Source organism: Pseudomonas fildesensis (assembly GCF_001050345.1).
In the GTDB taxonomy this organism is placed as follows: domain Bacteria; phylum Pseudomonadota; class Gammaproteobacteria; order Pseudomonadales; family Pseudomonadaceae; genus Aquipseudomonas; species Aquipseudomonas fildesensis.
In genome coordinates this window covers 115,283-128,626 of the sequence record NZ_LFMW01000021.1, presented here as the reverse complement: position 1 = coordinate 128,626, position 13,344 = coordinate 115,283, and the positions used below count along the sequence as shown (strand labels likewise).

The following is a 13,344-nucleotide window of genomic DNA, read 5'->3' as shown; positions in this document are numbered from 1 at the left end:
CAGGATCTATAAAGGATTTTTACAAATGAGCTCGATCCTCGACCTGGAAGTCTTTGTGCGCACGGCTGACTCGGGCAGCCTGTCTGCGGCGGCACGCGGCCTGGGATTAAGCCCGGCGGCTGCAAGCATCGCGCTCAAGCGCCTGGAAACCCGCCTGGGTATTCGCCTGCTGGCACGCTCCACCCGCAGCATGCGCCTGACCGAGGAAGGCCGACGCTACCTCGACAGCGTGCGCGTGGCGCTGGCGGCATTGGCCGAAGGTGAGCAGGCGCTCAAGCAGCAAAGCCAGGGCTTGACCGGCTTGCTGCAACTGGCCGCGCCGTCGGACTTCGGGCGCAATGTGGTGCTGGGCTGGCTGGATGAATTCAAGCTCGAACACCCGAACATCCGCCTGCAATTGATGCTCAACGACAGCAACGCCGACCTGTTCCGCGACACCGTCGACATCGCCCTGCGCTTTGGCGTGCCGCGCGACTCCAGCCTGGTGGCGCTGCCGGTGGTGCCCGATCACCAGCGCATCCCTTGTGCCAGCCCCGACTACCTCGCGCGCCATGGCACACCGCAAACGCCGGCAGACCTGGCGCAACACACCGCGCTGCGCTACATGCGCCAGGGCCGTGCGAACAGCACTTGGTACTTTCGCCAAGGCACGCTGCTGCAGGAAGTCGAGGTAAGCGGCGATTACCTGAGTGATGACGGTGAAATCGTGCGGCGCTGGGCGTTGGCCGGTCATGGCATCGCCTATAAAGCCAACCTGGACATCGCCCGCGATATCAAGGCCGGGCGCCTCGTGCAGTTGCTGCCCGACTGGCAGGGCGAACCTACCCCGTTCAACCTGATGTGCCCCCACCGCCTGCAGGTGTCGGAACGGGTGAAGGTGCTGCACCGATTTTTACAGGCGCGTTGCCAGGCCTTGCTGAGCGAATGAAGAAACGCGCGCGGGGCTTGTTCCAGAGCCTGCGAGTCTGGTATTGCATAGGGCACGTTTTGGCGTTTTGAGGAGCTTTGCATGATTTACCGTACGCTGGGCAAGTCCGGGTTGAAAGTCAGCGCCTTGACCCTGGGCACCATGATGTTTGGCGAGCAGACCCACACTGAAGACTCACTGCGCATCATCGACAAGGCCTGGGACCAGGGCATCAATTTTATCGACACTGCCGACGTCTACACCGGCGGGCGCTCCGAGGAAATCGTCGGTGAGGCGATCGCTCGGCATCGTCAGGATTGGGTAGTTGCATCGAAAGTCGGCATTGGCCCCGTGGACGGCGTGCCCAACCGCAGCGGTTTGAGCCGCAAGCGGATTTTCAATGCACTGGAAGCCAGCCTGACACGGCTCGACACCGACTACCTGGACATCTATTACCTGCACCGCGAGGACCACGACACGCCGCTGGAAGTCACCGTGTCGGCGATCGGCGACCTGATTCGCCAGGGCAAGATCCGCCATTGGGGCCTGTCCAACTACCGAGGCTGGCGCATTGCCGAGGTGATTCGCGTGGCCGAGCGCCTGGGTGTGGACAAGCCGATCATCAGCCAGCCGCTGTACAACATCGTCAACCGCCAGGCCGAGGTCGAGCAGATCACCGCAGCCGCTGCGTATGGCCTGGGGGTAGTGCCTTATAGCCCACTGGCTCGTGGCGTCCTCAGCGGTAAATATGCACCCGATGTAACGCCCGAAGCCGGCAGCCGGGCGGCGCGCCAGGACAAGCGCATCCTGGAAACCGAATGGCGCGTGGAGTCGCTGCGCATCGCCCAGCAGATTCAGCAATACACCCAGGGCCGTGGCGTGGGGATTGTCGAATTTGCGATTGCCTGGGTACTGAACAACTCGGCCGTGAGCTCGGCGATTGTCGGGCCGCGTACCGAGGCGCAGTGGGATGCCTACACCGGCGCGCTGGACGTGAAGATCACGCCAGAAGATGAAGCGTTCATCGATTCGTTGGTGACGCAGGGGCACTCGTCGACACCTGGGTTCAATGACGTGGGCCACTTCGTGTCCGGGCGAATCGCACGCTCGTAAACCATCCTGAAACCTGTCGACCACTGCCCTCCCGATGAGGGCAGTGAGAAAAAATCCCACAAAACGCCCCAAAACAGCGCAAACGTCTTACACCAAAAGATCCATAATCCCCTCCTTAAACTCCCCTCTCTTTTGTATGAATCGGTTTTCGCGAGGACAGCGTGTCTAAAGGTGTTGTGTTATCGGTATTGGCCTCGGTGTTGTTTGCCGTGATGTATTACTTCACCTCGCTGCTCACGCCATTGAGCGGCCTGGAGATTTTCGGCTGGCGCATGTTGCTGACCGTGCCGTGCATGACGGTGTTCATGATCGTCAGCGGCGAATGGCGGCGGGTGTGGGAGTTGGTCCGGATGCTGGCCGCGAAGCCGCGGCTGATCGGCGGCGTGCTGGTGTCTTCGGCGTTGCTCGGGGTTCAGTTGTGGCTGTTTATGTGGGCGCCGCTGAACGGGCGCAGCATGGATGTGTCGGTGGGCTATTTCCTGCTGCCACTGACCATGGTGCTGACCGGTCGCCTGGTGTACGGCGATCAGCTGTCGCGCCTGCAACAGATCGCGGTGTTTTTTGCCGCCCTCGGCGTACTCAACGAGCTGTATCAGGCCGGTGGTTTTTCCTGGGCCACGCTGGTGGTGATCATCGGTTACCCGGTGTATTTCGTGGTGCGCAAGTACCTGGCCACCGACAACCTGGGCGGGCTGTGGCTGGACATGGCGTTGATGCTGCCGGTGGCCTGGTGGTTCGTGCAAAGCGGCGAACAGGGTTTTGCGGTGCTGGATGCCTACCCGAAGTTGTACGCGCTGATTCCCATGCTTGGCCTGATCAGCGCGTCGGCCCTGGTGAGCTACATCATTGCGAGCCGCTTGCTGGCATTCAGCCTGTTCGGACTGCTCAGTTATGTGGAGCCGGTTTTGCTGCTCGGCGTGGCGCTGCTGTTGGGTGAAGGGATCAAGGCAGGACAATGGCTGACCTACATTCCGATCTGGCTGGCGGTGATGGTGCTGGTGTATGAAGGATTCAAGCACTTGGTGCGCCAGCGCAAGGCCTGATTTTCAGGCAAAAAAACGCCCGGCCGAGGGTTGCCTCGACCGGGCGTGTTCTTTTACGTTAGCCAGGTTCAGTCGGCGGTCAATACACCACGACGCACTTGGTCACGCTCGATCGACTCGAACAGTGCCTTGAAGTTGCCCTCACCAAACCCATCGTCGCCCTTGCGCTGGATGAACTCGAAGAATACCGGGCCCATCAGGGTTTCCGAGAAGATTTGCAGCAGCAGGCGTCTGTCACCTTCAATCGACGAGCCGTCCAGCAGAATCCCGCGTGCCTGCAGTTGGTCCACCGGCTCGCCGTGGTTCGGCAGGCGGCCTTCGAGCATTTCATAGTAGGTTTCCGGCGGCGCGGTCATGAAGCGCATGCCGATGCCTTTCAGCGCGTCCCAGGTCTTGACCAGGTCGTCGGTGAGGAACGCCACATGCTGGATGCCCTCGCCGTTGAACTGCATGAGGAACTCTTCGATCTGCCCGGCGCCCTTGGACGACTCTTCGTTCAGTGGGATGCGGATCATGCCGTCCGGAGCGCTCATCGCCTTGGAGGTCAGGCCGGTGTATTCGCCCTTGATATCGAAGTAGCGCGCTTCACGGAAGTTGAACAGCTTCTCGTAGAAATTGGCCCAGTAGGCCATGCGCCCGCGATACACGTTGTGGGTCAGGTGGTCGATGACCTTGAGGCCGGCGCCTTGTGGGTTGCGCTCCACGCCTTCGAGGTAGACGAAGTCGATGTCATAGATCGAGCTGCCTTCGCCGAAGCGGTCGATCAGGTACAACGGCGCACCGCCAATGCCCTTGATGGCCGGCAGGTTCAATTCCATCGGCCCGGTTTCGATATGGATCGGCTGGGCGCCCAGTTCCAGAGCGCGGTTGTAGGCCTGTTGCGAGTCCTTGACGCGAAACGCCATGCCGCACACAGACGGCCCATGCTCCGCCGCAAAGTAGGACGCGATGCTGTTGGGCTGGTTGTTGAGGATCAGGTTGATCTCGCCCTGGCGATACAGGTGCACGTTCTTGGAGCGGTGCGACGCGACTTTGGAAAAGCCCATGATCTCGAAGATCGGCTCCAGGGTGCCCGGAGTCGGCGAGGCGAATTCGATGAATTCAAAGCCCATCAGGCCCATTGGGTTTTCGAGTGGTTGCTGTAGATCTGCCATGGTGGCACCTCATCATTCTTGTAATAACAATTTGTTAATTGCGAGCAAGGATGAGGTCGGAAGGTGGCGCACAGGAGAGGCCTCGCACACTGCGGGCGAGGAAGTCACCAAAGATGAGGGGGGAGCCGAGTAGCTTCATGGTGTCATCAGTCTCTGACGGCCGAGGCTTGCGTGAGCGCAAGTCCGTATTCTTGTATGCGTAAATCGATTCTACACAGCGTAAATGTATTTGTCCGTACTCTTATCAAAACCCTATGCCCGGGCGGGTGCAAGGGGTTTGTTGCACAGGTAGATACCCAGCAGGATCACGGCGCCGCCCAACAGCATTGGCAAGGTCAATTGCTCGCCCAACAGCAGTGCGCCGCAAATCACCGCTGTCAGTGGATTGAGGGCGATAAATACCCCCGAACGCGTCGCGCCGATGCGCCGGATACCGTCGTAATAGCCGATGTACGCCAGGGCCGAACCCAGCACACCGAGGTATAAAAGGCTCAACAACTGGGGCAGGTGCAGGCCGCCAAGCGCGTCAACGGTGAAGCTGCCGGTGACCAGCGTTGTGAGGGTCAGCATCAGCGTGCCCAACAACACCGACCAGGTGACGGTTTGCAACGGGCCGAGGCTTTGGTTGAGCCCACGGGAAAACAGCGAATAAACACCCCACCCCGCCACGCAGCCGAGGATCAGCAAATCGCCGATCCAGGCATTGACTGCGCCCTGCAACAACTGCGGGTTGCGACTGACGATCACCGCTGCCGCGCCGGCCAGGCACAGCGCGATACCGATTAATCGGGTCCGGCCCAGGCGTTCCTTGAACAACAGCCAGGACGCCAAACCAATCACCGCCGGGTTCAGCGCGACGATCAACGACGCCCGCGACGCATTGATGTACTGCAATCCATAGAAGAAGCACAGGTTGTAGAAAAAGATGCCAAAGAACCCCAGCAGCGCCAACTGCGCCAGTTGCCGAGGGCTCGGGCATGCCAGGCGAGTGCGCGAGAACGCCATGAACAACAGCAGCGCCAGGCTCGCCAGGATAAACCGCAGGCTCGCAGCGAGCAGCGGGTTGATGTGATCGGCCACGTAGCGACCGGCCACAAAGGTCCCGCCCCAGATCATGGTGACGGCGGCAAGTTTGAGATAAGTCAGTCGATCCGACGCGGCGTTCATGGTGATGTGCTCAAGGTGCGGGAGAATTCGCGTATTCTTCAGCTAATGATCAATCATCGTAAAATGAGTTATCGCTCATGACCCTCACGCAATTGGAAATCTTCTCGCTGGTGGCCGAACTGCAAGGTTTCACCAGCGCTGCGCACCGCCTGGGCATCAGCCAATCGGCGGTGTCGCATGCCATCAAGGCCCTTGAGCAGGAGCTGGGCGTGGAGCTGTTCCGACGCCACCAGACGTTGGTGGAACTGAGCGATATCGGCCAACAATTACTCGGACGCGGCCGTGCCATGCTCGGTCTCGCCAATACCCTGCAACAGGAAGCCGCCGATGCCCGGGGCATGAAGCGTGGCACCTTGCGCATCGGTTCGTTCGGGCCAACCGCGTCGAATCACCTGCTGCCCAAGATCCTCAGTCGCTTTCGCGCAGAGCATCCCGGAATTGAAGTGCATGTGGACGAAGGGCCGGATCGACAAGTGCTCGAGTGGCTGGATGAGCGGCGCATCGATGTCGGTTTTGTGGTGTTGCCCCAAGAGCGCTTTGATACTTTCGCGTTGTTTGAGGACCAGATGGTGGTACTGCTCCCCGTAGGTCATCCGCTGTCCGAACGAGATGCAGTGGCCCTGCAAGATCTGTGTGACGACGCCTTTATTCTCACTGAAGCAGGCTCTTCAGAGCTGGTTGCCCGCCTGTTCAGCGCGGCCCAGTTGCGCCCGAAGGTACGTTATCGGTGCGCGCAACTGCTGAGCACATTGGAAGCGGTAGGCCGGGGCGATGGGTTGAGCATCGTGGCAGAGGCGTCGTTACCGCAGGCAGGCAACCCGCACTACTTAGTACGGCCGCTGTCGCCCCGTGTGCCGCGCCAGATTGGCCTGGCCGTGCTGGATCGCCGCCAGTCGTCACCTGCTACCCAGGCGTTTATCGAAATGGCCCAGGAGCCAGGAATGGCGAGCACATTTCAATCCAGCCATCTATTATCGAAACATCCCTGACCGGCCTCCCGGTGCATTCCCCACTCCGTAACAGGCCGCCGAGCTCATGCCCCTGACTGTCAAAGGCCCTAGAAAGCCGCTTACCCGTTACTCGATCAGTGCACTGTCGGGGTTGCTGCCGATTGTCTTGGGCGTAGTTATTCTGCACCTGCAAGCAGAGCGCACCCTTGAGCAAAGCACCGCCCAGACTGCCCAAGAAGCCGTGCGCCAGTTTGACCTGATGCTCGATAACACCGCCCTCGCCGCCCAGGCATTGCTGCCGCTGGCCGGTCAACCGTGCGACAACGCTGCGCAATTGGCGCTCCGTGAGCAGGTCACGCGCCGGCCATTTGTGCGCGCCACTACCTTGTCCTGGCAGAAAAACATCTACTGCAGCTCGCTGTTCGGCAGCAACTACCAGTCGCCGGTCAACCCGGAGGACTACGTTGATGGGCGCCTGTGGCTGATGAATGGCAACCCGGTGACGCCGGATACCGCGCTGCTGGTTTACCGCTTGGTCGAAGGCGACCAGGGCGCCTTTGCCTCGATTGATGGCTACCACCTGACCAACGCCTTGCGCCTGATCAGTCGCTACGCGCACGTGGTTCTGCAAGTGGGGCCAAACTGGCTGGACGCCGACGGCAAGGTGCAGGCCACGGCGGTGCCGACGTTCGCGGTGGCCCATCAGCACTTGGCCTCCCAGCGTTATCAATACAGCGTCAACGCAGGCATGCCGACAGGTGAAGTCTGGCGCTACATGCAGGCGCGCTATCCGGCGATGTTCAGCCTGGTGGTGTTCTTTGGCGTGCTGGCGGGCCTGCTCGCGCACTGGCTGCAAAAGCGCGCTTCAGCCCCCACCCATGAGCTGCGGCGTGCGTTGGGCGCCAATGAGTTCATTCCGTATTTCCAGCCCGTGGTGCGCGGCAACACCCGCGAGTGGGCGGGCTGTGAGGTGCTGATGCGCTGGCAGCACCCTAAAGAGGGCCTGGTTCGCCCGGACCTGTTCATTCCGCTGGCCGAAGACTGCGGCCTGATTGTACCGATGACCCGCGCCCTGCTCCGCCAGACGGCAGCACAACTGGCGCCGCATGCCGATCGCTTCAGCCCTGGCTTCCATATCGGCGTGAATATCACCGCCCGTCATTGCCTGGACCTGGACCTGGTGGAGGACTGCCGGGAATTTCTGGCTGCCTTCGTGCCAGGCCAGGTGACATTGGTACTGGAGCTGACCGAGCGCGAGTTGATCGTACCCACCGACATCACCCGCCGCCTGTTCGACGCGCTGCATGCGCTGGGCGTGATGATTGCCATCGACGACTTTGGTACCGGCCACTCAAGCCTGGGTTACTTGCGCAACTTCAATGTCGATTACTTGAAGATTGATCAAAGTTTTGTCGCCATGATCGGTGCAGATGCACTCTCCCGGCATATTCTCGACAGCATCATAGAACTGTCCGGCAAGCTCGACTTGGGCATCGTTGCAGAAGGCGTGGAAACAGCCGAGCAATGTGAATACCTCGCCGAACAAGGTGTGGACTTCCTGCAGGGTTACCTGTTTGGACGGCCATTGCCCTGCGATGAATTCATTAAATCCCTGGCCAGCCATTGATTAGCCATCCACTAGTACGATGAAATTATGTTATTCAGACAAAAGACATGATTTACTCACGACGGATTAACTACTACAATTTTTCCTACCTGTGCAGAACTCGCAGGAAGGCTTCTTTCTTGAGTCGCCTTAAAGCTCTTGGCTTATAGCTTTGTCTGCAGTTGATATCAGCCAAATACACTATTGGAGTACAGATTTTGTCCAGACTCGCCGAATTTCGCGCAGCAGAAAAAGCCCTTCAAGAGCAGCTTGCCCAGCTGGAATCCCTGAAGAACGACGCCGGCCTGAAGAAAGAAATCGAATTCGAAGAAAAGCTTCAAGCACTGATGAAAAGCTACGGCAAAGGCCTGCGCGACATCATCTCTATCCTTGACCCTAACCTGAGCAAGGCCGGTGTTACGGCCCCTGCCGCACCCAAACAGCGCCGCGCACGTGTGGTCAAGGTTTACCATAACCCGCACACCGGCGAGCTGATCGAGACCAAAGGCGGCAACCACCGCGGCCTGAAAGCCTGGAAAGAACAGTACGGCGCCGCCACTGTAGATTCCTGGCTTCGCGGCTGATCGGACTGCACTAACAAAGAGCCCCGCAGATGCGGGGCTCTTTTTATTCAGGCGTTCGAATACGAACTTAAATAACATTTCACTTTGTTCAAATTCGATGGTTGTCACATCGTCAAAGTTTCAAACTGTTGCGCACCGAACTGACTTCATCCTTGCCGGCTTCGTAGGCTTCGGCCTGGCCCGCGTATGAAAAAACATACGCTTTATCGGAATCAACAGCGCCCACCAATGTTTGTGATAGCACGTGTCGCCCGTTCTCGGTAATCACACAAGTAGTTTCCAGTGCTTCAAGACGGCTCAATGTCGTCGGGTGCATCTTGGTGCACACGCTTTGATAACCGCCCTGGGCAAACTCCTTCTGGATGGATTTGCGCATTTCCAGCAACACGCCTTGAAGATTAACTGTATGCCCGGCCTCAATCGGCGTACCGGTTAACTCCATGACCATCAAGGTCGTGCCATTTTCATCGTTCTTGATTGCGCGTTGGCGTGACACGGGCGCAGAGGATGCGGGGGCCTGATCGTCGGGTGCGACTTCCTCTACCTGCCAGCCACTGGGCCAATGAATTTCCGGGTCGGCCGCCAGTACCAAGGGGCTGCCCAACAACACACACAAAGCGCTCAACAGCGGCTTACGAAATTCGATCATTACAAACGCCCCTAGGTTCAAGCGACAAAGTTTGAGCCCCGGCCCCGGCGAGTCGCAAGGCCTGCGTGACCTTTTTCATTTGGCGCGGCGTAGAGGCGTTGCGTATCATGGCCCACCTGCATGGATGCTTGCCGCAGCCAAGGGACAGCTCGCCTATCCTCACGCCGCATTTGCCCGATTTTCTCTGGAGGGCCCATGAGCCTGCACGATCTGAACACATTCCCGGGCGTCACCGCCCAACCTGACACCGCCACCTCGAACTTCGTGTTCAACCACACCATGCTGCGGGTCAAGGACATCACCAAGTCGCTGGATTTCTACACCCGCATCCTCGGTTTCTCCCTGGTTGAAAAGCGCGACTTCCCGGAAGCTGAATTCAGCCTGTATTTCCTGGCCCTGGTGGACAAGGCCCAGATCCCGGCTGACACCGCCGAGCGCACCCAGTGGATGAAGTCGATTCCGGGCATCCTCGAACTGACCCACAACCACGGCACCGAAAACGACGCCGACTTCGCCTACCACAACGGCAACACCGACCCGCGTGGCTTTGGCCATATCTGCATCTCGGTGCCGGATATCGTCGTCGCTTGCGAACGTTTCGAAGCACTGGGTTGTGACTTCCAGAAGCGCCTGACCGATGGCCGCATGAAAAGCCTGGCGTTCATCAAGGACCCGGACGCGTACTGGGTTGAAATCATTCAGCCTGCGCCGATGTAACAGCATTCCCACGCCGAGCGTGGGAACGAGAAAGCCCCATGATCACTCATGGGGCTTTTTCATTTCCGGTCCCTGGTTTATGCAGGAGCGGATGTGCGGATCAGGTGATCAAAAGCACTCAGGGAAGCCTTGGCGCCCTCGCCCACCGCGATCACGATCTGCTTGTACGGCACAGTCGTCACGTCACCGGCAGCGAATACACCTGGCAGTGAAGTCTCGCCACGCGCATCGACAATGATCTCGCCACGGGGCGTCAGTTCCACGGTGCCTTTGAGCCAGTCGGTGTTCGGCAGCAGACCGATCTGCACAAAGATGCCTTCGAGGTCGATGGTCTTGAACTCGCCGCTGTCGCGATCCTTGTACGCAAGGCCGGTGACTTTCTGACCGTCGCCTTTGACTTCACTGGTCAGTGCGCTGGTGATCACGTCAACGTTCGGCAGGCTGTACAACTTGCGCTGCAACACCGCATCGGCGCGCAGCTTGCTGTCGAACTCGAGCAACGTAACGTGGCTGACGATACCTGCCAGGTCGATGGCTGCTTCAACGCCGGAGTTACCGCCGCCGATCACCGCCACGCGTTTGCCCTTGAACAGCGGGCCGTCGCAGTGCGGGCAGAAACACACGCCCTTGGCCTTGTATTGCTGCTCACCCGGTACACCCATTTCACGCCAGCGGGCGCCAGTGGCCAGGATCACGGTCTTGGACTTGAGGGTCGCACCGCTTTCGAAGCGAATTTCGTGCAACTCACCGGCTTTTTTCGCCGGTACCAGGCTGCTGGCGCGCTGCAGATTCATGATGTCCACATCGTACTGACGCACGTGGGCTTCAAGCGCACTGGCCAATTTCGGCCCTTCGGTTTCCTGCACCGAGATAAAGTTCTCGATCGACATGGTGTCCAGCACCTGGCCGCCGAAGCGTTCAGCCGCGACACCGGTACGAATGCCTTTACGCGCAGCGTAGATGGCTGCCGCAGAACCGGCCGGGCCGCCGCCGACCACGAGCACGTCAAACGCATCTTTGGCGCTGATTTTCTCGGCGGCTTTCTCGATGCCGCTGGTGTCGAGCTTGGCAAGGATTTCTTCCAGGCCCATACGGCCCTGGCCGAAGTTCACACCGTTGAGGTAGACGCTTGGTACCGCCATGATCTGGCGTTCATCGACTTCGGCCTGGAACAGTGCGCCGTCGATGGCGACGTGACGGACGTTCGGGTTGAGCACTGCCATCAGGTTCAGCGCCTGGACCACGTCCGGGCAGTTCTGGCAGGACAGCGAGAAGTAAGTCTCGAAGCTGAACTCGCCTTTCAGGGCGCGGATCTGTTCAATCACTTCGACACTCGCCTTCGACGGGTGGCCACCGACTTGCAGCAGGGCCAGCACCAGCGAAGTAAATTCATGGCCCATGGGGATGCCGGCGAAACGCAGGCTGATATCGGCACCCGGGCGGTTGATGGAGAACGATGGCTTGCGCGCATCATCGCCATCGGTTTTCAGAGTAATCAGCGTGGTGAGGCTGGTTACGTCCTGCAAAAGGGCAAGCATTTCCTGGGATTTCGCGCCGTCGTCGAGGGAGGCGACGATCTCGATCGGCTGGGTGACCCGTTCCAGGTATGACTTCAACTGAGCTTTAAGATTGGCGTCCAACATACGGGCGATTTCCTATTAAATTCCGGGTATAAAAAAACGCCCGAGCGAATCTCGCCCGGGCGTTTTTTGAGGGCGGTTGCAGCTTACTTAAGTGCGGTAACCCGCCCTTGGTACTTCACAGACTTAGATCTTGCCGACCAGGTCCAGGGACGGAGCCAGAGTAGCCTCGCCTTCTTTCCACTTGGCTGGGCACACTTCACCTGGGTGGGCAGCTACGTACTGAGCGGCCTTGATCTTGCGCAGCAACTCGGAAGCGTCACGGCCAACACCGCCGTCGTTCAGTTCAACGATCTTGATCTGACCTTCCGGGTTGATCACGAAAGTACCGCGGTCTGCCAGGCCAGCTTCTTCGATCAGTACGTCGAAGTTGCGGGAGATGGTCAGGGTTGGGTCGCCGATCATGGTGTACTGGATTTTGCCGATGGCTGGCGAAGTGTTGTGCCAGGCGGCATGGGCAAAGTGGGTGTCGGTGGAAACGCTGTAGATTTCGACGCCCAGTTTCTGGAATTCGGCGTAGTTGTCAGCCAGGTCTTCCAGTTCGGTTGGGCAAACGAAGGTGAAGTCAGCAGGGTAGAAAAATACTACGGACCATTTGCCCTTCAGATCAGCGTCGGTCACATCTACGAACGCGCCGTTTTTGAACGCGGTCGCTTTGAACGGTTTTACTTGGCTGTTGATGATAGGCATCGTTGACTCTCCGTCAGGGGTTAAGAAGTTGATGGGGTGAATCCTAACCACTCTTTCGGTCGATGGCTCATTGGCAAACCTGATGCTGACGATTGGTTTTGCCTATCAACGGACTGTATTAATAGAAGAAAACTTAAATCAGCGCTGGGGTAGCCAGCGTCATGCCGAGAAAGGGTGTTGCTTCAACATAGCGCATGGCGGATTTCATGTCGTTCCAGCCGACGTAACTCATCAACGACTTCAAGTCCCAACCGCTGCGATGGGCCCAAGTGGCAAAGCCCCGGCGCAGGGAGTGGCTGGTGTATTGCTCGGCGGGGATGCCGGCGCGCTCCAGCGCCTGGCGCAGCAGCGGGATCACACTGTTGGGGTGCAGCCCCTCCTCGCCCAGGTTGCCCCAACGGTCGATACCGCGAAACACCGGGCCGCGCACCAGGGCCGAGGCGCTCAGCCATTCGCTGTAGGCCTGCACCGGGCATAGTCGCAGCAACGCCGGGGTCTGGTAGGTCCTGCCGAGGTTGTCGCGGTCACTTTTACTGCGCGGCAAGTACAGACTAATTCCGGCGCCCGGCACCGCCTGCACATGCTCGATCGACAGGCGGCACAGCTCATCGCTACGAAAGCCCCGCCAGAACCCCAGCAGGATCAGCGCAGTATCGCGCTTGGCACGCAGCAATCGGGGTGGGTCCTGGGTGGCGCTCGCCTGCAGCGCATCCGTCTCAAGAAACGCCACTACCTGCTCCAGATGCTTGAGCTGCAACGGCTCGGCCTGCTTCTCCCGTACGGGGTGCACGGCGCGGATGCCCTTGAGCACCTTGCGCACCACCGGTGCCTTGGTCGGGTCGGGAAACCCCTGGCTTGTATGCCATTGCGCCAATGCCGAGAGCCGCAGCTTCAAGGTATTCACCGCCAGCACACCGGCATGCGCTACCAGATAGCGCGCCACCGCATCGCTGGTCGCGGGCAGGAACCCGCCCCAACTGACTTCAAAGTGCTCGATGGCCGCCCGATAACTGCGGCGCGTGTTATCGCGGGTGGCGGCGTTGAGATAACGATCCAGGTCGCTCATGGGGGCCTTTTCGTACTGGTGACAGGTGCATTGGCGGTTAAAAGGGTTATGACACGGG

General features: G+C 59.3%; 13 protein-coding genes. 7 read left to right on the top strand and 6 right to left on the bottom strand.

The features are described 5' to 3' along the window. Nucleotides 1-25 precede the first annotated feature (25 nt). The 3 genes from ACR52_RS24875 to rarD all read left to right on the top strand — a co-directional run bounded on the left by ACR52_RS24875 (nucleotide 26) and on the right by rarD (nucleotide 3,063). The gene (locus ACR52_RS24875; protein ID WP_048730487.1) at nucleotides 26-928 is read left to right on the top strand and encodes a LysR family transcriptional regulator; all 903 of its coding nucleotides are present in this window, start codon (nucleotides 26-28) and stop codon (nucleotides 926-928) included. Between the two features lie 81 nt (nucleotides 929-1,009). Beyond that, on the top strand, nucleotides 1,010-2,020 hold the full coding sequence (locus ACR52_RS24870) for an aldo/keto reductase (protein WP_048730485.1): 1,011 nt from the start codon (nucleotides 1,010-1,012) through the stop codon (nucleotides 2,018-2,020). A 161-nt stretch (nucleotides 2,021-2,181) separates the two neighbouring features. Continuing rightward, the gene (gene rarD / locus ACR52_RS24865) at nucleotides 2,182-3,063 is read left to right on the top strand and encodes an EamA family transporter RarD (protein ID WP_048730482.1); all 882 of its coding nucleotides are present in this window, start codon (nucleotides 2,182-2,184) and stop codon (nucleotides 3,061-3,063) included. Nucleotides 3,064-3,131: 68 nt separating this feature from the next. On the opposite strand, the gene hppD is transcribed toward rarD, so the two are convergent. Then, on the bottom strand, nucleotides 3,132-4,217 hold the full coding sequence (gene hppD, locus ACR52_RS24860; RefSeq protein ID WP_048730480.1) for a 4-hydroxyphenylpyruvate dioxygenase: 1,086 nt from the start codon (nucleotides 4,215-4,217) through the stop codon (nucleotides 3,132-3,134). Nucleotides 4,218-4,469: 252 nt separating this feature from the next. After that, on the bottom strand, nucleotides 4,470-5,384 hold the full coding sequence (locus ACR52_RS24855; RefSeq protein WP_048730477.1) for a DMT family transporter: 915 nt from the start codon (nucleotides 5,382-5,384) through the stop codon (nucleotides 4,470-4,472). A 77-nt stretch (nucleotides 5,385-5,461) separates the two neighbouring features. Here ACR52_RS24855 and ACR52_RS24850 point away from each other — a divergent pair, with 77 nt between their 5' ends. The 3 genes from ACR52_RS24850 (at nucleotide 5,462) to ACR52_RS24840 (ending at nucleotide 8,524) form a co-directional block, all read left to right on the top strand. Beyond that, a complete protein-coding gene (locus ACR52_RS24850; protein WP_048730475.1) occupies nucleotides 5,462-6,373 on the top strand; it encodes a LysR family transcriptional regulator in 912 nt (303 codons plus the stop codon). 46 nt (nucleotides 6,374-6,419) lie between these two features. Further along, a complete protein-coding gene (locus ACR52_RS24845) occupies nucleotides 6,420-7,961 on the top strand; it encodes an EAL domain-containing protein (RefSeq protein WP_048730472.1) in 1,542 nt (513 codons plus the stop codon). A 197-nt stretch (nucleotides 7,962-8,158) separates the two neighbouring features. Then, on the top strand, nucleotides 8,159-8,524 hold the full coding sequence (locus tag ACR52_RS24840) for a histone-like nucleoid-structuring protein, MvaT/MvaU family (RefSeq protein WP_048730470.1): 366 nt from the start codon (nucleotides 8,159-8,161) through the stop codon (nucleotides 8,522-8,524). Nucleotides 8,525-8,636: 112 nt separating this feature from the next. Here the strand turns inward: ACR52_RS24840 and ACR52_RS24835 are convergent, their stop codons facing one another. After that, nucleotides 8,637-9,173 carry a DUF4946 domain-containing protein gene (locus tag ACR52_RS24835; protein ID WP_048730469.1) on the bottom strand — a complete coding sequence of 179 codons (537 nt, stop codon included), beginning with the start codon at nucleotides 9,171-9,173 and terminating at the stop codon, nucleotides 8,637-8,639. A 195-nt stretch (nucleotides 9,174-9,368) separates the two neighbouring features. Here ACR52_RS24835 and gloA point away from each other — a divergent pair, with 195 nt between their 5' ends. Further along, entirely contained in the window at nucleotides 9,369-9,890 is a 522-nt protein-coding gene (gene gloA / locus ACR52_RS24830; RefSeq protein WP_048730468.1) for a lactoylglutathione lyase, read from the top strand. 77 nt (nucleotides 9,891-9,967) lie between these two features. Here the strand turns inward: gloA and ahpF are convergent, their stop codons facing one another. The 3 genes from ahpF to ACR52_RS24815 form a co-directional block, all read right to left on the bottom strand. Beyond that, on the bottom strand, nucleotides 9,968-11,533 hold the full coding sequence (ahpF, locus tag ACR52_RS24825) for an alkyl hydroperoxide reductase subunit F (protein ID WP_048730467.1): 1,566 nt from the start codon (nucleotides 11,531-11,533) through the stop codon (nucleotides 9,968-9,970). A gap of 123 nt (nucleotides 11,534-11,656) precedes the next feature. Further along, entirely contained in the window at nucleotides 11,657-12,220 is a 564-nt protein-coding gene (ahpC, locus tag ACR52_RS24820; protein ID WP_048730466.1) for an alkyl hydroperoxide reductase subunit C, read from the bottom strand. 133 nt (nucleotides 12,221-12,353) lie between these two features. Beyond that, a complete protein-coding gene (locus ACR52_RS24815) occupies nucleotides 12,354-13,286 on the bottom strand; it encodes a site-specific integrase (RefSeq protein ID WP_048730465.1) in 933 nt (310 codons plus the stop codon). Nucleotides 13,287-13,344: the final 58 nt, after the last annotated feature.

Excerpts from the sequence above, each read along its gene's own strand:
- ACR52_RS24875 (WP_048730487.1), top strand. The coding sequence starts at position 26 with ATGAGCTCGATCCTCGACCTGGAAGTCTTTGTGCGCACGGCTGACTCG.
- ACR52_RS24870 (WP_048730485.1), top strand. The coding sequence starts at position 1,010 with ATGATTTACCGTACGCTGGGCAAGTCCGGGTTGAAAGTCAGCGCCTTG.
- hppD (WP_048730480.1), bottom strand. The coding sequence starts at position 4,217 with ATGGCAGATCTACAGCAACCACTCGAAAACCCAATGGGCCTGATGGGC.
- ACR52_RS24855 (WP_048730477.1), bottom strand. The coding sequence starts at position 5,384 with ATGAACGCCGCGTCGGATCGACTGACTTATCTCAAACTTGCCGCCGTC.
- ACR52_RS24850 (WP_048730475.1), top strand. The coding sequence starts at position 5,462 with ATGACCCTCACGCAATTGGAAATCTTCTCGCTGGTGGCCGAACTGCAA.
- ACR52_RS24845 (WP_048730472.1), top strand. The coding sequence starts at position 6,420 with ATGCCCCTGACTGTCAAAGGCCCTAGAAAGCCGCTTACCCGTTACTCG.
- ACR52_RS24835 (WP_048730469.1), bottom strand. The coding sequence starts at position 9,173 with ATGATCGAATTTCGTAAGCCGCTGTTGAGCGCTTTGTGTGTGTTGTTG.
- gloA (WP_048730468.1), top strand. The coding sequence starts at position 9,369 with ATGAGCCTGCACGATCTGAACACATTCCCGGGCGTCACCGCCCAACCT.
- ahpF (WP_048730467.1), bottom strand. The coding sequence starts at position 11,533 with ATGTTGGACGCCAATCTTAAAGCTCAGTTGAAGTCATACCTGGAACGG.
- ahpC (WP_048730466.1), bottom strand. The coding sequence starts at position 12,220 with ATGCCTATCATCAACAGCCAAGTAAAACCGTTCAAAGCGACCGCGTTC.
- ACR52_RS24815 (WP_048730465.1), bottom strand. The coding sequence starts at position 13,286 with ATGAGCGACCTGGATCGTTATCTCAACGCCGCCACCCGCGATAACACG.